Raw genomic sequence first — 14544 nt, 5'->3', positions numbered from 1 at the left:
GTTTGGATAAAATGAAGATTTCCCAAAATTGGTGATTTTTACGTGAACTCATGTTATGATTTGAATCGGCGGCGCTATGAAACAGTTCGTATAATTAAAGAGGGGAGGGAACCCCAATGTCTGAGGTCTCAATGAACGGCCAGCTGGATTCTTTCCTTGAATATTTGCGGAACAATAAGGCCAGTTCCGAAAACACCGTGACGAATTATGCGGTCGATCTCGCGCAGTTTGCCGACTTTGTCGAGAATCAAGAGACGGGCCCTCTTGAGATTACGACGCCGCTGATCCGCGCGTTCCTGCGCTCGCTCGCCGGTTTTGGATATGCCAACTCTTCCATTGCGCGAAAACTTTCCGCCGTAAAGGCGTTTGAGCTTTATCTTCTTGAAAAGGGGCTCATCGCGGCCGATCCCGCGGCGTCGATTCGCAGCCCCCGGCTTCCCGAACGGCTGCCGAGAGCCCTGTCGCGAGACGGGATCGAGCGCCTGATCCAGGAAGCGTGGAAAATAAAACCCTGTCTGCGCAACGGCACGATCCTCGAAGTGATGTACGGCTGCGGCGTCCGCGTGGCGGAGCTGGTCTCTCTGCGCTGGGACGACGTCGACGTAGACGAACGCTGGCTCAAGGTCAGGGGCAAAGGCGACAAGGAGCGTCTCGTCCCGTTTGGGCGTTATGCCAAGGAAGCGTTGACCCGATGGAAAGCCGAATGTCTCCCGGAACCGGGATTCCTTTTCCCGGGGAAAGGCGGCGCCGCCATCACGGTGCGGACGGTGCACCGGCTTGTGGTCCAGGCCGCGCGCAACGCCGGGCTTGAAAACGTCACGCCGCACTCCGTGCGCCACAGCTTTGCCACGCATATGCTGGAAGGCGGGGCTTCGCTGAACGTCCTCCAAGAACTGCTGGGGCACGAAAGCCTGCTGACGACGCAGCGCTATTTGAAGGTCACTCCCGGTCACCTGAGAGACAGCTATATGGCGGCTCATCCAAGATCGGGAGAGGAGGAATGAAAATGTCTCAGAATGTGACGATTCACGGCACGACGATCGTCTGCGTGCGCAAGAACGGGCAAGTCGCCATGGGCGGCGACGGACAGATGACTCTGGGCAACCAGATCATCAAGGCGGGGACGAAAAAGGTCCGCAAACTTTACGACGGCAATGTCCTCGTCGGGTTTGCCGGCGCGACTGCCGACGCGATGACGCTGATGGAACTTTTTGAGAAAAAATTGCAGGAATACAGCGGAAACCTGATGAGGGCATCCGTTGAGCTGGCCAAAATGTGGCGGACCGACCGCATGCTGCAGAAGCTGGAGGCTATGTTGCTCGTTGCCGATCGGGAACATACGATCCTGCTCTCTGGCGCCGGGGACGTGATCGAGCCGGAAAACGACGCGGCTTCCGTCGGTTCCGGTTCGGGATACGCCCTGGCGGCGGCCCGGGCGTATCTGGACGTTTCGTCCCTCGACGCGGCGGAAATAGCGAAGCGTTCTCTGCTGATCGCTTCCGAGATTTGTATTTATACCGACAATATCCTCACGGTGGAGGTCCTGTGATGCTTCTGACGGAAGAGATGAAAAATCTGGTGCCCTCGGCCATCGTGCAGTACCTCGACCGCTATATCATCGGGCAGGAGAAGGCGAAACGCGCCGTGGCCGTCGCTCTGAGGAATCGCCTCAGACGCCGCAAGCTGCCCGAAGATCTTGCGCAGGAGATCGCGCCGAAAAACATTTTGATGGTCGGCCCCACCGGCGTGGGCAAAACGGAGATCGCCCGGCGCCTTGCCGATCTTGTCAACGCGCCGTTTGTGAAAGTGGAAGCGACGAAATTCACCGAAGTCGGCTATGTGGGACGCGACGTTGAATCGATGGTCCGCGACCTCGTGGAAAACGCCATGCAGATGGTCAAGAAACGGATGATCGCCGGCGTCCAGTCCGTGGCGTTTGAACACGCGCAGGAGCGGCTGGTGGATTATCTGCTTCCGGTGAGAAAAAGCTCGTCTGCGGCGGGGATCCCGACATTCCTGAATTATCTCAAGAAAGAACAGGCGGAACAGCCGGAAGATGCGGCGCCGGAAGAGAGCCCGGCGGTGCGCCAGAGTACGCGCGAACGCATGCTGAACATGCTGAAAGGCGGCAAACTGGACGAACGCGAAGTGGAAATCGACGTGCAGGAAAGTTCCAGTCCCATCGCTTCTTTTGGCAACGGCGAAATGGGCGGCATCGGCATCAACATTTCCGAGATGTTGGGCGGCATGATGCCGAAAAAGAGCAAAAAACGCCGCATGAAGGTGAAAGACGCGCTTCGCGTCCTCCAGGCCGAGGAAGCGGAGAAACTCATCGACATCGAAGCCGCCACGCAGGAAGCTTTGGACAAAGCGCAGCAGGAAGGGATCATTTTCATCGACGAGATCGACAAGATCGTCTCGCGAGGGCGCGGCGGCGGTCCGGACGTCAGCCGCGAAGGTGTGCAGCGGGATCTGCTTCCGATCGTCGAAGGCTGTTCCGTCACTACGAAATACGGTCAGGTGAAAACGGATCATATTTTCTTTATCGCCGCCGGCGCCTTTCACGATGCCAAGCCCTCCGACCTCGTTCCCGAACTTCAGGGACGGCTGCCCATCCGCGTCGAACTGACGGCGCTTGGAAAAGAAGAATTGCGCCGTATCCTGATCGAACCGCGGCACAGCCTGATCCATCAGTCGGTCGCCCTGATCGAAACCGAAGGGCTTGAACTGCGTTTTACCGACGAAGCGGTGGAAGAGATCGCGGCGATGGCCGAAAGAATGAATCTGGAGATGGAGAATATCGGGGCGCGCCGGCTACACACCATTCTGGAGCAGCTTTTGGAAGAAATCAGCTTTTCCGCCCCCGAACGGACAGGTGAAGCGATTGAAATCGACAAGTCTTTCGTTGTAAAGAAACTTGAACCACTTGTTGGCGATAAGGATCTGCGGCGGTATCTGCTTTAAGATTTTCATGGCTGAAAGGAGACAGGATTCTCATGAGACGCTCATATGCAAAAGAAAAGTTGCCCGAAGGTTTAAACGGCGCAGTCGACAGTGTCGAGATGCATGAACTGCTTGAGAAAACGCGTCAGGTCGGGAGAGCGATGCAGGGCCGTCGCGAAGGGACGCGCCCCGATTACAACAAGCTGGCACGCTTGTTATGCGAATTTTCGACCGCGAACGTTTACGTTTTGAGCAGAGAAGGACAGATCCTGGGATACGCATGGGTGAACGAATACCACAGCGAAGCCATTGCCTCCTTTATCGAGCAAGGCTATATGCCCGAAAGCTTTGTGGAAAAGCTGTCGCAGCAGAGGGAGACCGTACTGAGCAAAGCCGATGGGGCGCTTTTTGATGACCAGGCAGAGAGCGTGGCTGATAAGACGGCTCTCTATGTGCCGATCTATGGAGCTTCGGAGCGGCTTGGGACGCTTGTACTGGCGCGTTTCGCGAGCAACTTCTCAACCCAGGACCTCGTTCTGGCCGAATATCTGGCGACACTGGTCGGCATTGAAATCCTGCATGACCGTTCCCGGCAGATCGAAGAGCTTGCCCGCGAACGTCTTGTTGTAAATATGGCCATGAAGGCCCTTTCGTATTCTGAAATTGACGCGATCAACCACATCATCACGCGGCTCAAGGAGCTCTCGGCCGAAAAGAACGCCGGTTTCAGAAAAGAGAACAACGAATGCGAAGGGGTCGTCATCGCCAGCAAGATCGCCGATCACGTCGGGGTGACCCGCAGCGTGATCGTCAACGCGCTGCGTAAGCTCGAGAGCGCCGGAATTATTGAAAGCCGCAGTTTGGGCATGAAAGGCACTTTCATCAAAGTGCTGAGTCCCTTGTTCGTGGATGAGCTCGCTTCCAAATTCAAGCGCACGGAATAGCCGTCGGCACCCGGAACGTGCTGTTAAGTCTGAAGTTCTAAAAATTTGACACTGGCACGCTCCCTTAACTTGAGATAAAATGGGCGTGATTCCACAACACTTCTGGAGGTATTTCATGAGGATGAGACGCCCTTTGTTTTGGAGAGGCTTGTTGCTGTTCCTGCTCGCCTCTCAAGCATGCTGGCAAGCAAGGGCGGCTGTCGAACCTGCAGGTCAGGCGAGACAGTCTCTGGCCCCCGTGCCTTCCGCGAAACGCGTGCAGAAGGCGAAAACTGATGCGGCTTCCTATATTTTCCGTTACTACAACAGCTCTTTGAGCATGGATAAAGCGAATGAGTACGCCCGTTATGTCATGGAAGCGTCGGGCCGTTTCTCGGTGGATCCTGCGTTGATCACTGCTATAATTGTCAAAGAATCGCGCGTTAAGGCCAACGCGCATTCCAAGTACGCGGTCGGTCTGATGCAGGTCTATTGGAAACTGCACCGCAGTACGATCATGGCTCAATTTCCCCATATCCGTACAGAAAAGATATTGATGGAGCCTCGCAATAACATAATGGTTGGTACATGGATCTTTTCCAGGTACATGGCACACTGCAAGGGGAACGTTACAAAGGCGCTGAGGCGGTATCTGGGATCTCAGGCTAATCGTTATGTGGCATTAGTCACGAAATATCGAGGGCATTACACTGAGAGAGTCCTGTTGAATCTGCAACACGCTTCGAAACGGGCTGTTTCTTAGTGGATAACTATTGCGATGAAAAATGAATATCAATAAAATTTTTATGGAGGCGGAGAAATCATCATGAGCAAATTGGTTAATGACGTATACCTTTCCGGCGTGGTCCACTTTCTGAAGGGCGAAAGCTACGGCGAGAGCCGTTTGGGAAAATACTTCGAGTTTTCCCTCAAGCGTCAGTACAGTGATACGGATGGGTGCGACCGCGTCGATTACCTTCGGATGAGAGTCTTTGATCCGGCGATTCAGGAGTGGATTGTCAAGCAGGAAGAGGGCGCGCCCGTGTGGATTGCCGGCGAGCTTCGTTCGTCCCTGGGCAGCGGCCGGATCTACGTAATGGTTTCCAAGATTCAGGCCTTGAATCAGCTTTAAAATTTAACACAATAAATTTGAGAAAGGGAAGTTCACACTATGCCCGATTTGGCACCAGGTGATGTGGTAACGGGAGTCGTCGAACAGATCATGCCCTATGGGGCTTTTGTCCGTCTTCAAAGCGGCCAGAAGGCGATGATTCACATCTCGCAGCTTTCGCATAAATTTATCAAAAGCGTCGATGCCGTTCTGCAGCCGCAGCAGGAGATTAAGGCGAAAGTTATCAAAATAGACGAAAAAGGCCGCATCGATCTGTCTTTGAAGGCGCTTGAAGAGCCTCCGACTGTCCCGGTTCAACGAATGCCCCGGCATGCGACGGCCGCAGTTTCCGAGGAAGCGCTCGGCTCGGACGATTTCGAAAAAAAGTTGTCCACTTTCCTGAAAAGCAGCGAAGAAAAAATTTCTTCGCTGATGAACGCCAAAAGCGGCAAAGGGGGACGCCCGCCGCGCCGAAAAGGCGCTCGTCCCTAAATGTGGATGAAGAATTTGCGGCGAGAGGTTCACGGGAACCTCTCGTTTTTTTCGGCGCGCGACGAGATTGTTGCGGCCGGTCAGATGGATGGGCGCAATTTTCACAAGGGGCTTGTCATGTCCGTCGCGGCGCGCTGCAAATGGGGAATGCCTCAGGTCCTGAAATGTCACCCCTTTTACAGAGGGCGCCCTTTTCCGACGCTCTTCTGGCTGACATGCCCTCATTTGGCGTACCAATGCGGGCGTCTTGAGTCCGGCGGAGGGGTCAAGGCGCTGGAAGACTTTCTCAGCGAGAATGAAAAGGCGTATCGCCTCTACAATTTTCGCTATGCATGGTTGCGGATTTCTTCCTTGAGCGGTTGCGAACGGTTCTTCCTGCGCCGGTATTCTCCGAAGATCTGGAAAGCCATGCTTAAAACCGGCATCGGCGGTATCCATTTGACTGAAAAACTGACCGTGAAATGCCTGCACCTCCAGGCGGCAACGATGCTCGCTTTGCCGGGGCATCCTGCCGAAGCGTGGTTTGCGGAAAAATTTAAAGAGTTCTGTTGTAAAAAGGCTCACTGTAAAAAATATTTAGACTGAAAAATATCTGATAGAATAAGCTTGACGAATCTTTGCCCAAGCGATAGAATATTCCTCGTTCGCGGGTCGTTAGCTCAGTTGGCAGAGCAACGGACTTTTAATCCGTGGGTCGAGGGTTCGACCCCCTCACGACCCACCATGGATGCGGTCCCATAGTCTAGTGGCCTAGGACATCGCCCTTTCAAGGCGAGCACCTGAGTTCGAATCTCAGTGGGACCGCCATTTTTTACGCCGGTGTAGCTCAGTTGGTAGAGCAGCGCACTCGTAATGCGCAGGTCTCCAGTCCGAATCTGGACACCGGCTCCATCCGATAACTTCCGCGTGTTTCCGAATGCGTTTTTCAGCCCGCCGTGAAGCGGGCTTTTTTGCGTCTTCGTTCCGGTTTGTTCTGACGCTTATTTTTTGAAAGTTGAGCGTCGGAGCGCCGCGCCGCTCATTGTTGCCGCCGGATTGAATCGCGCGATGTATGCTTCGGAATGGCAGCTCGTGATGCAATGGTATGCCGACGCCCTGGACGCTGTCAAAGCGGGGCGGGACATAACGCCCGTTCCTGAAAACATCAAGAATATGCACCGATAAATCGCGCTCTTTACACCTATGTCTTTCTGTAGTACAATGAACTATAGAAAGGAGAGGTGAGGACATGGCATTTTCCATCAGATTGACCGAAGAAGAGCGGAACCTTGCCGACAGCTACGCGAAATTGCATTCTATGTCCATGGGCGAGGCTTTTAAAAGGGCCCTGTTCGAGCGCATCGAGGACGAATACGATGTTGCCGTCGCCAATGAGGCATACGATGAATACCTCAAAAGCGGCAAAAAGAGCCGCCCGATCGGCGAACTCTGGAAAGACATCGATCTATGAGTTACGACGTCCAGACGACCCAGCGATTCGACCGGGAATTTAAAAAGCTCGACAGATACACGCAGCTGATGATCAGATCGTGGATCAACAAAAATCTTGTCGAGTGCGCAGACCCGCGAATCCATGGAAAGCCGCTTGTTGCCAACCGCAAGGGGCAGTGGCGTTACAGAATCGGAGATTACCGCCTGATTTGCCTCATCGACGACCATGAGTTGATCATTTTGGCCTTGAGCGTTGGACATCGGCGGGAAGCGTACAGGAATTAGATACGACAAAACAGCCCCGGCTGCTGCGGATCGATCATCCGGCACCGGGGCTGTTTTCATGAAAATTGATGGAACAAGCACGATGCGCTGCACGAACAATCTAGCGCCGGGAGGCGGGAAGCGGCTGCTGCTCGGCGGCTGATTCCGATCGGGGGACAGGTATCGTTTCATCCTGCAGTCTGGCGCCGCACATGATAAACAAGATCCCTGAAATCAGGAACATCAACGCTCTTCCGGTTCTAAGGCCTCCGCTCCGGAAATGACGGAACACGAGCGCGCCAAGGGCAAAAACGATATTGGCCGTACCCAAGCAAAAGCAGAAAACGGGCAAATATCTCTCCATGAAGTTCACTCCTTAAATTCATCGAGCCGTCATGCGGCTGGAAGTGCGCAGAAGGAAAAGAGAGGCCGCCCCAAAAGTCGACCGGGGCGGCCTCTCTCTCTGATTCCATCACATCAGGGAGGGCAACCAGAGGCTCAGCTGAGGAACCATGCCGGCAATGATCAGAAGGACGATGATAATTGCGGCAAACGGAATGACTCCTTTGATGACCTCCTGCATTTTTACGTTGGGGAATAATCCGTTGATAACGTACAGGTTCATGCCGACCGGAGGCGAGATCAGCGCCATGGTCATGTTGATGGTGACCAGCACGCCGTACCAAATGGTGTTGACGCCGAGCGCGTGGAGAATCGGCGTTACCAGCGGCATGGTCAGCAGCACGACGGAAACCGTTTCAAGCAGCGCGCCGAGGACGAACATCAGCAGGTTCATGATGATGATGAACGTTGCGGCGGAGAGCTTGTTGTCGACCACGAAAGCGGTAAGAGCCTGAGGAATCCTCAAATAGGTCATAACGCGCCCGAACAGAAGGGCGCCGCAGATGATGATGGCGATCATGCAGCTTGAAGGAACCGCCTTCATACAGATCTTGGGGATGTCGGCGAATTTAACGGTGCGATAGACGAACAGCGTGATGAAAAGGCTGTACACCAGACCGACGGCGGCAGCTTCCGTGGGCGTGAAGATGCCGGTATAAATGCCGCCGATGATCAGCAGGGGCAGAAAAATGCCGGGCAGGTTCTTGATGGTAATGGACATGCGTTCTTTCCAGGGCGCTTTGGGTTCCGAGGTGTAGCCGCCATGCTTGCTTTTATACACGACATAAACGATGAACAGCGTAGCGAGAAGCAGCCCGGGAACGACTCCCGCCATGAACAGTTTGCCCGTGGAATCCTCGGTGACGGTAGCGTAAATGATCATGGGGATGCTCGGGGGGATCAGGATGCCTAACGTTCCGCCGGCGGCCAGCAGCCCCAGCGTAAGCGTTTTGTCATAGCCGTGCTTGATCAGGGCAGGATAGGCGACCATGCCGATCGTGGCGGCCGTCGCCGCTCCGGAGCCGGTGATGGCGGCGAAGAAGGCGCAGGCGAGGATCGTGCCGATGCCCAGGCCTCCCGGCAGATGACGGACCCAGGTGTTCATGACTTCGAACAGGTCGTCTCCCACCTTGCCGTCTAACAGTATCTGACTCATCAGGATGAAGATCGGGATAGACAGCGTGTTGAAACTCTCCAGCGACGACCACATGGTGGTGCCGATGATCTTGATGGGCAAATGGAAAACCTGGATCAGGATCAACGACGTCATGCCCAGGGAGAAGGCCACCGGCAGCCCCAACGCGAGGATAAAAAGCAGGATGGCGACGACGAGAAGAAAGTTGGTCATATGAGCATCCTCCCTTACTCGCTGAGGCCTTCGCCCGCGCGAAGAGCCACGATACGGTCAAGCAGGTTGATGAAGAACTGCAGAGCAAGAAGTCCAAAACCCAGCAGCAGGGGAAGCTGGATCCACCACACCGGAATGTGCAGGAGATTGTCGGTCAGTTTGTTCAGCCTGATGCTGGAAGCGATCATGAGCCAGGCTTGCCAGGAGACAACGACGCAAAAGACGATGCCCATAATGCTGGTGACGACATCAAGATAAAGCTGGATTCTTTTCGGGAACTTATCGAAGATCAAATCGATGCGGACATGTTTTCCCAGCATCAGCGTATAAGCCGCGCCAACCAGCATGGTCCACATGAACAGGTAAATGGCGGTGTTCATGACCCAGATCGTCGGGGCCTTGAAGATGCCGCGCATCACGACTTCGTACGCGAGGATCAGGCTCATCGCGAGAATCCCGAGCCCGCTGAGATAGCCGCAGAAGGTGTTGCCGGCCTTGACAAGAGCGCGAAGTTTGTTGAGCATATGGGAGAGACCTCCTCTTGTGAGCTGAACGGAGCCCCGGCGACGCCGTCGGGGCTCCGTATCGCATGGTCTGTTATCGGAAAGATTCTTTTAGTCGAAGACTTTGTGAGCCAGATCAACGAGTTTTTGTCCCGTCTCTCCGGCGCGCGCAACGTAGGCGTCCCAAACGCTCTTGGTGGCCGCAACCATTTGGGCGCGTTCTTCGGCGGTCAGCGCGTTGACTTCAAGTCCCGCATCGCGGACGGTTTTTTCGGCGGCGCCTTCGGATTCCGCCACCGCGCCGCGGAGCCATTTCTCGGCGGCTTTGCCGGCTTCGAGGATGGCTTTCTGGCTGTCGGCGTCAAGGCCGTTCCACCAGTCGAGATTGGCCTGAACGGAGAACTGGGCCGTGCTGTAATTGGCGATGGTCAGATATTTGCAGACCTCGTAAATCTTGCGGGACACCGCGGCAGGCATGCCGGTGGTCGCGCCTTTCACGGTGCCGTTCTGAATGGCCATATACATTTCCGCCGAGCTGATCAGAGTGGGGGCCGCGCCGAGAGCCTTCAAGGTGATGGAGTCGCCGGCGCTGTAGGAGCGCATCGTCAACCCTTCAAAGTCCTTGGGGCTGTGCAGAGGATGCTCGTTGTTCCACATCTGAATGAAGCCGTAGTCGACCCAGAAAAGGTTTTTCACGCCCTTCTTGTTGAACTCGGCGTCAAGAATATCCGCCGCGCCGGCATTCAAAAACTTTTCCGGCGAGGACAAGTCGACGAACAGGAAAGGCAGGTCGAACACGTCGGCAGCGGGCACCATGCCGCCCCATTTGTAGGTGCCGACGAGGCCGACTTCGACAAGGCCGTCCTGGACCGCTTCGAGAATCTGGTTGTCATTGTACAGGGAACCGGAGTCCGCGACATTGACCTTCAGTTGGCCGCCGCTCAGCTCGACGACTTTGTCGGCGAAAACATGAATGGCCTTGGAAATATGGTGAGAAGGAGGAAATTGATTGGAAACAGTGAACTCCGCGCCAAAAGCGACGGAGCAGGACAGAACCGCAACCGCAGCAAAAGCCATTACTTTCTTGAACATCTACGACACCCCTCTGGAGAAATTTTTTAGAACTGGTCCCTGAAAATTTCAGGAGAAATGCGGAAATGGGATTCCGCCTGAAACCGTGAAAAAGTCACTGATTCTGCACGGGCATCTCCGGTTTGGGCTTGCCAAAGGAGCTCGCGCACAGACTTCCCATCGTCCTCAAACCGTACGCTTTCAGAGCGCGGGCAACCGTCACAACCCTGAGAGGGTCAAGCCCGGTGTCGACGCCCATGCTTTGCATCAGGTAGACCAAATCTTCCGTTGCCGCGTTGCCGGCCGCGCCGGGGGCAAAAGGACAGCCGCCGAGGCCGCCGACGGCCGAATCGAACCTGTTGAATCCCTCGTCAAGGGCGCATTTCACGTTCATGTCGGCAAAACCGTACGTGTTGTGGATGTGCAGATAGGTGGGGATCCCCTCGAGCGCCGGTTTGACGACCTGAAGCGTTTCGGTGAAGTCTTTGGGCGTACAGGTGCCGATCGTTTCGGCAAGTGTGATGCAGTCGACTCCCTTGGCGCGCACTTTGCCGATCAACTCGGCCACCCGGCGGGGATCGATGCGTCCCTCGAAGGGACACATGAAGGACGTGGCCATGGAAACGCAGATCTTCGCTTTGCCCCTGACAAGCGCGATAATGTCGTCCATGCCGGAGAGCGACTGCTCTACGGTGCGGCGGATGTTGGCCATATTATGGCTTTCGCTGACGGAAAACACCACGTTGACGACGTCAGCCCCGGCGGCTAACGCGTTCTCCGCTCCCTTGACGTTGGGGACCAAGGCGGTGAACTCGACGTCGGGGTACTCTTTCTTGACGGCCGGCAGTACCTGGGCGGCGTCAGACAGTTGAGGAATCGCTTTCGGACTGACGAAAGACGTGATTTCCATTTCCTTGATGCCAGTCGAAAGCATTTGGCCGATGAACTCGACCTTCTTTTCCGTGGGAATGAAATCGCAGATCCCCTGAAATCCGTCACGTGGGCAGACCTCGCGAATAACAGCGTTCTTGGGCAGACCGTCAAAATGCATTCGTTAACCTCCTCCTAAAAGTCAATACGGATCGAAAGAGCTGATCGGACGTTTTAAATGACGCCTTTTTCGGAAAGCTCCCGAAGCCGCTCGCCGGACAGGCCGAAAATGCCCCCGTAAACTTCTGCGTTGTCGGCGCCGGGAACAACCGGCGCATGACGCGTGATCTCCACCGGCGTCCCCATAAGTTTGACAGGGTTGCCGTTGACCTGCATGGGACCGATGACGGGGTGGGGCAGATCTACAAGCATCTCGCGGGCTTTGACCAGATGTTCGTCGGTCGTGACGTCGTGAAGGTCGAAGATCGGAGCAGCCGGAACGCCGACCCCCAGGATCTTGTCGACAAGTTCGTCAGCGTTGTAATTCTTGGTCCAGTCATTGATGATCTCGCCGAGCGCGATCCGGTTTTCGGGCTTATTGCGCTCAAGCAGGGTGGCGAAGCGGCTGTCCTCGAGAAGATCCTTTCTGCCCATCAGATCGAGCAGTTTCTCGAACAGCCCCTGGTTGCCGCAGCCGATAATGAATTCCTTGTCCTTGGCTTTGAAGGAGTCGTAAGGATAAGTCGCCGCATATTCATTGCCCATTCTCTCGGGGATCTCGTGGTTGACGAGATATCTTTGGATCCCCGTCTCCAGGCTGGAGACGACCGAGTCGACGAGCGCCACGTCGACTCGCTGTCCCTTGCCGGTGATACTGCGGGCATTCAGAGCGGCCAGAAGGCCGATGGTAAGGTTCATGCCGCCCAACACGTCTCCCATCGCGCTGCCGGAGCGGCAGGGTTTGCCGCCGCGTGGACCGGTGATGCTCATCAGACCGCCCATCGCTTGGGCAATGATGTCGTACCCTGGGCGTTCGCTGTAAGGACCGTAGCAGCCAAAACCGGAAACGGCGCCGTAAATGATTCTGGGGTTCACTTCTTTCAAGACGTCGTAACCGAGGCCGAGCTTGTCCATGACGCCGGGACGGTAATTCTCGACGACCATGTCAGCCGTCTTGACCATTTCAAGAAAAAGCTGTTTTCCCTCTGGAGCCTTCATGTTAAGAGAAACGCCCTTTTTGTTGCGGTTCACGTTGGCGTAGTACATGCTGCTTTTATTCTTGTAAGGACCGAAATTGCGGGTGTCGTCGCCTTTGCCGGGGATCTCGATCTTGATGACTTCGGCCCCCATGTCCGCGAGCATCATCGTGCAATATGGCCCCGCCAAAACCCGAGTGAGATCGAGAACGCGAATGTTGCTTAGAGCTCCCATGTGAATATGCCCCTTTCGAATGAGTCGGAAACGCCGGACTTTCAGTTTATACTATTTCACTAAAATGACAATGACAACAACAAGAATAAAAGCAAAGAACGAGGCGTCAAGTTTGTCGTAGCGGCTCAAAATTCTGTGGACCATTTGATTTTCTGTCTGAAAGGAGCATCCAACCAGGTATCGCACCTTGTAAACATGATAATCTCTGTACCATGGTTCGGGATTGTTGCGTTTCGGCGGGATGGTGTAACCAGCTTCCTGAGAAGTAATGCACTCTCTAAAGGCTTGTGAACCGTAAGCTTTATCGCTGATGATATTGCTCTCTTTGGTCTTTGTTTGACTGAGCAAGGGCACAGCATGTCGGGAATCATGGTTACTGCCGGAACTGAACAGGAATGTCATCGGATTACCTAAACCGACTACAGTGTTTCCACTTGAAACGTGCATAGACTGCTTGCCATTTGCCGTAACGCTCCGGAAACTCTCTCCATGGCTCTCCACTTCTATAAGCCACAAAATCCCATTGGTGATCCTGCGATTATCATATTTTGCCGAACGCCCATATTCTCCTGCTTTCGGATGTTCTGGCCGCAGAATATCCTTGATTAAATTCCATTTGCTGCGGGTCAGTTCATATCTTCTCGTTTCTATAGTCAGAGTTTAAGTGATTGAATCGATTTGGGCAATATGAAATTTTTCAGACTAGCCCTAATTGTAATAGCAAAAGGATCGCCGATGATACCAATTACTTCCCGCAGGTGAACGACTTCTCTAACGAGCGGGCCTCGTCAAGACCGATTAACTTGTTGAATGAAGGAAAATCAACCATATCGTCCAGACACGCCTCACTAGTCCCTGCCTCTTTCAGCTTCGCGAGCGCAGCAGAAAGCGCTCTCGTAACGACGTAGATGGGCATGACCGGATAGATTGCGATCTTAAAACCCAGAGCAGCTAGCTCTTTCTGCGATAAGTTAGGCGTCTTGCCGTGCTCAACCATGTTGGCCGGTAGCGGACGGTTGGGAAACTCTGCAACGATACGCTTCATCTCGTCAATCGACTGCGGTGCTTCGATGAAAATCACGTCAGCCCCCGCCTCTTCAAAGGCATGACCTCGGGCGATGGCATCGTCCAAGCCATTGACGGCACGAGCGTCTGTGCGGGCGATAATCACCGTGTCAGGATCGCGCCGCGCATAGACAGCCGCACGAACTTTAGCAACCATTTCCTCACAAGGGATAAGTTGTTTGCCTTCCATGTGTCCGCATCGTTTGGGCATCACCTGATCTTCGAGCTGAATGCCACATGCTCCGGCTTGCTCGTACGCGCGTACTGTACGCACTACGTTAAGCGAACCTCCGTAGCCGTTGTCAGCATCGGCAATCACAGGAACGTTTGTGGCTTCAGCGATATTGTGCACTGACTCAACCATCTCGTGAAAGCTCATCAGCCCGATATCAGGGCGTCCGAGGACGCTGGCTGACACGCCGTAGCCGGTCATGTACACAGCGGAAAATTCGGCGTGCTCAATCAGTCGCGCTGACCACGCATCATATGCACCGGGGGCAGTGATAATACCATCGGATGTCAGAAGTTCTCTTAGTTTTTTTGCTTTTGTCATTATCTTGTGCCTCCTATGGATTTATTGCAATTCATATTGGGTGATACCATCCATTCAAATTTGATCAAATTTCTGCTCCGTTGACAAGGGGAAAGTTCTGAACAATCAGACACAAAGCTAAAAGAGCACCCGTTCCT

Annotated in this window: 17 protein-coding genes and 3 tRNA genes; 13 read left to right on the top strand and 7 right to left on the bottom strand. The window is 54.4% G+C overall.

What is annotated here, in order from left to right; translation table 11 throughout:
* The first annotated feature begins 116 nt into the window (after positions 1–116).
* From HMPREF7215_RS03890 to HMPREF7215_RS03830, 13 genes are all read left to right on the top strand, one after another.
* The gene (locus tag HMPREF7215_RS03890; RefSeq protein ID WP_040550367.1) at positions 117–1004 is read left to right on the top strand and encodes a tyrosine recombinase XerC; all 888 of its coding nucleotides are present in this window, start codon (positions 117–119) and stop codon (positions 1002–1004) included.
* A gap of 2 nt (positions 1005–1006) precedes the next feature.
* Positions 1007–1549 carry an ATP-dependent protease subunit HslV gene (hslV, locus tag HMPREF7215_RS03885; RefSeq protein WP_009164350.1) on the top strand — a complete coding sequence of 181 codons (543 nt, stop codon included), beginning with the start codon at positions 1007–1009 and terminating at the stop codon, positions 1547–1549.
* Entirely contained in the window at positions 1549–2964 is a 1416-nt protein-coding gene (gene hslU, locus HMPREF7215_RS03880) for an ATP-dependent protease ATPase subunit HslU (protein WP_009164349.1), read from the top strand. The genes hslV and hslU overlap by 1 nt, the downstream gene beginning before the upstream one ends.
* 32 nt (positions 2965–2996) lie before the next feature.
* The gene (gene codY, locus HMPREF7215_RS03875) at positions 2997–3887 is read left to right on the top strand and encodes a GTP-sensing pleiotropic transcriptional regulator CodY (protein ID WP_009164348.1); all 891 of its coding nucleotides are present in this window, start codon (positions 2997–2999) and stop codon (positions 3885–3887) included.
* 115 nt (positions 3888–4002) lie between these two features.
* Entirely contained in the window at positions 4003–4629 is a 627-nt protein-coding gene (locus HMPREF7215_RS03870) for a transglycosylase SLT domain-containing protein (RefSeq protein ID WP_050768866.1), read from the top strand.
* A 63-nt stretch (positions 4630–4692) separates the two neighbouring features.
* Positions 4693–4998 (top strand): hypothetical protein, encoded by a 306-nt coding sequence (locus tag HMPREF7215_RS03865; protein ID WP_009164346.1) that lies wholly within the window; start codon positions 4693–4695, stop codon positions 4996–4998.
* Positions 4999–5037: 39 nt separating this feature from the next.
* The gene (locus HMPREF7215_RS03860; protein ID WP_009164345.1) at positions 5038–5469 is read left to right on the top strand and encodes a S1 RNA-binding domain-containing protein; all 432 of its coding nucleotides are present in this window, start codon (positions 5038–5040) and stop codon (positions 5467–5469) included.
* A complete protein-coding gene (locus tag HMPREF7215_RS03855) occupies positions 5470–6054 on the top strand; it encodes a DUF501 domain-containing protein (RefSeq protein WP_009164344.1) in 585 nt (194 codons plus the stop codon).
* 63 nt (positions 6055–6117) lie between these two features.
* Positions 6118–6193 (top strand) — tRNA-Lys (locus tag HMPREF7215_RS03850).
* A gap of 7 nt (positions 6194–6200) precedes the next feature.
* A tRNA-Glu gene (locus HMPREF7215_RS03845) sits at positions 6201–6276 on the top strand.
* Between the two features lie 8 nt (positions 6277–6284).
* Positions 6285–6360, top strand: a tRNA-Thr gene (locus HMPREF7215_RS03840).
* A gap of 337 nt (positions 6361–6697) precedes the next feature.
* Complete coding sequence (relB, locus tag HMPREF7215_RS03835; RefSeq protein WP_009164342.1) at positions 6698–6919, top strand: type II toxin-antitoxin system RelB family antitoxin; 222 nt, start codon at positions 6698–6700, stop codon at positions 6917–6919.
* A complete protein-coding gene (locus HMPREF7215_RS03830) occupies positions 6916–7185 on the top strand; it encodes a type II toxin-antitoxin system RelE family toxin (protein WP_009164341.1) in 270 nt (89 codons plus the stop codon). Before relB ends, HMPREF7215_RS03830 begins: the two co-directional genes overlap by 4 nt.
* A gap of 451 nt (positions 7186–7636) precedes the next feature.
* Here HMPREF7215_RS03830 and HMPREF7215_RS03820 read toward each other — a convergent pair whose 3' ends face one another.
* From HMPREF7215_RS03820 to HMPREF7215_RS03795, 7 genes are all read right to left on the bottom strand, one after another.
* Positions 7637–8914 carry a TRAP transporter large permease gene (locus tag HMPREF7215_RS03820; protein ID WP_009164339.1) on the bottom strand — a complete coding sequence of 426 codons (1278 nt, stop codon included), beginning with the start codon at positions 8912–8914 and terminating at the stop codon, positions 7637–7639.
* A 14-nt stretch (positions 8915–8928) separates the two neighbouring features.
* Entirely contained in the window at positions 8929–9438 is a 510-nt protein-coding gene (locus HMPREF7215_RS03815) for a TRAP transporter small permease subunit (RefSeq protein ID WP_009164338.1), read from the bottom strand.
* A gap of 90 nt (positions 9439–9528) precedes the next feature.
* A complete protein-coding gene (locus tag HMPREF7215_RS03810; protein WP_009164337.1) occupies positions 9529–10509 on the bottom strand; it encodes a TRAP transporter substrate-binding protein in 981 nt (326 codons plus the stop codon).
* A 94-nt stretch (positions 10510–10603) separates the two neighbouring features.
* Positions 10604–11539 carry a hydroxymethylglutaryl-CoA lyase gene (locus tag HMPREF7215_RS03805; protein ID WP_009164336.1) on the bottom strand — a complete coding sequence of 312 codons (936 nt, stop codon included), beginning with the start codon at positions 11537–11539 and terminating at the stop codon, positions 10604–10606.
* A 53-nt stretch (positions 11540–11592) separates the two neighbouring features.
* On the bottom strand, positions 11593–12789 hold the full coding sequence (locus HMPREF7215_RS03800; RefSeq protein WP_009164335.1) for a CaiB/BaiF CoA transferase family protein: 1197 nt from the start codon (positions 12787–12789) through the stop codon (positions 11593–11595).
* A gap of 51 nt (positions 12790–12840) precedes the next feature.
* The gene (locus tag HMPREF7215_RS12745; RefSeq protein WP_009164334.1) at positions 12841–13305 is read right to left on the bottom strand and encodes a transposase; all 465 of its coding nucleotides are present in this window, start codon (positions 13303–13305) and stop codon (positions 12841–12843) included.
* Positions 13306–13534: 229 nt separating this feature from the next.
* Positions 13535–14407: an isocitrate lyase/PEP mutase family protein gene (locus HMPREF7215_RS03795; RefSeq protein ID WP_009164333.1), complete on the bottom strand. Its 873-nt coding sequence runs from the start codon at positions 14405–14407 to the stop codon at positions 13535–13537.
* Positions 14408–14544: the final 137 nt, after the last annotated feature.

The organism is Pyramidobacter piscolens W5455, from assembly GCF_000177335.1.
Taxonomy (GTDB): domain Bacteria; phylum Synergistota; class Synergistia; order Synergistales; family Dethiosulfovibrionaceae; genus Pyramidobacter; species Pyramidobacter piscolens.
Note: the sequence above shows the minus strand (reverse complement) of the source record. Positions and strands in the feature narration are given on the sequence as shown.

What these genes read in the sequence shown, in the direction of transcription:
- HMPREF7215_RS03890 (WP_040550367.1), top strand. Translation starts at nt 117, where the DNA reads ATGTCTGAGGTCTCAATGAACGGCCAGCTGGATTCTTTCCTTGAATAT.
- hslV (WP_009164350.1), top strand. Translation starts at nt 1,007, where the DNA reads ATGTCTCAGAATGTGACGATTCACGGCACGACGATCGTCTGCGTGCGC.
- hslU (WP_009164349.1), top strand. Translation starts at nt 1,549, where the DNA reads ATGCTTCTGACGGAAGAGATGAAAAATCTGGTGCCCTCGGCCATCGTG.
- codY (WP_009164348.1), top strand. Translation starts at nt 2,997, where the DNA reads ATGAGACGCTCATATGCAAAAGAAAAGTTGCCCGAAGGTTTAAACGGC.
- HMPREF7215_RS03870 (WP_050768866.1), top strand. Translation starts at nt 4,003, where the DNA reads ATGAGGATGAGACGCCCTTTGTTTTGGAGAGGCTTGTTGCTGTTCCTG.
- HMPREF7215_RS03865 (WP_009164346.1), top strand. Translation starts at nt 4,693, where the DNA reads ATGAGCAAATTGGTTAATGACGTATACCTTTCCGGCGTGGTCCACTTT.
- HMPREF7215_RS03860 (WP_009164345.1), top strand. Translation starts at nt 5,038, where the DNA reads ATGCCCGATTTGGCACCAGGTGATGTGGTAACGGGAGTCGTCGAACAG.
- HMPREF7215_RS03855 (WP_009164344.1), top strand. Translation starts at nt 5,470, where the DNA reads ATGTGGATGAAGAATTTGCGGCGAGAGGTTCACGGGAACCTCTCGTTT.
- relB (WP_009164342.1), top strand. Translation starts at nt 6,698, where the DNA reads ATGGCATTTTCCATCAGATTGACCGAAGAAGAGCGGAACCTTGCCGAC.
- HMPREF7215_RS03830 (WP_009164341.1), top strand. Translation starts at nt 6,916, where the DNA reads ATGAGTTACGACGTCCAGACGACCCAGCGATTCGACCGGGAATTTAAA.
- HMPREF7215_RS03820 (WP_009164339.1), bottom strand. Translation starts at nt 8,914, where the DNA reads ATGACCAACTTTCTTCTCGTCGTCGCCATCCTGCTTTTTATCCTCGCG.
- HMPREF7215_RS03815 (WP_009164338.1), bottom strand. Translation starts at nt 9,438, where the DNA reads ATGCTCAACAAACTTCGCGCTCTTGTCAAGGCCGGCAACACCTTCTGC.
- HMPREF7215_RS03810 (WP_009164337.1), bottom strand. Translation starts at nt 10,509, where the DNA reads ATGTTCAAGAAAGTAATGGCTTTTGCTGCGGTTGCGGTTCTGTCCTGC.
- HMPREF7215_RS03805 (WP_009164336.1), bottom strand. Translation starts at nt 11,539, where the DNA reads ATGCATTTTGACGGTCTGCCCAAGAACGCTGTTATTCGCGAGGTCTGC.
- HMPREF7215_RS03800 (WP_009164335.1), bottom strand. Translation starts at nt 12,789, where the DNA reads ATGGGAGCTCTAAGCAACATTCGCGTTCTCGATCTCACTCGGGTTTTG.
- HMPREF7215_RS03795 (WP_009164333.1), bottom strand. Translation starts at nt 14,407, where the DNA reads ATGACAAAAGCAAAAAAACTAAGAGAACTTCTGACATCCGATGGTATT.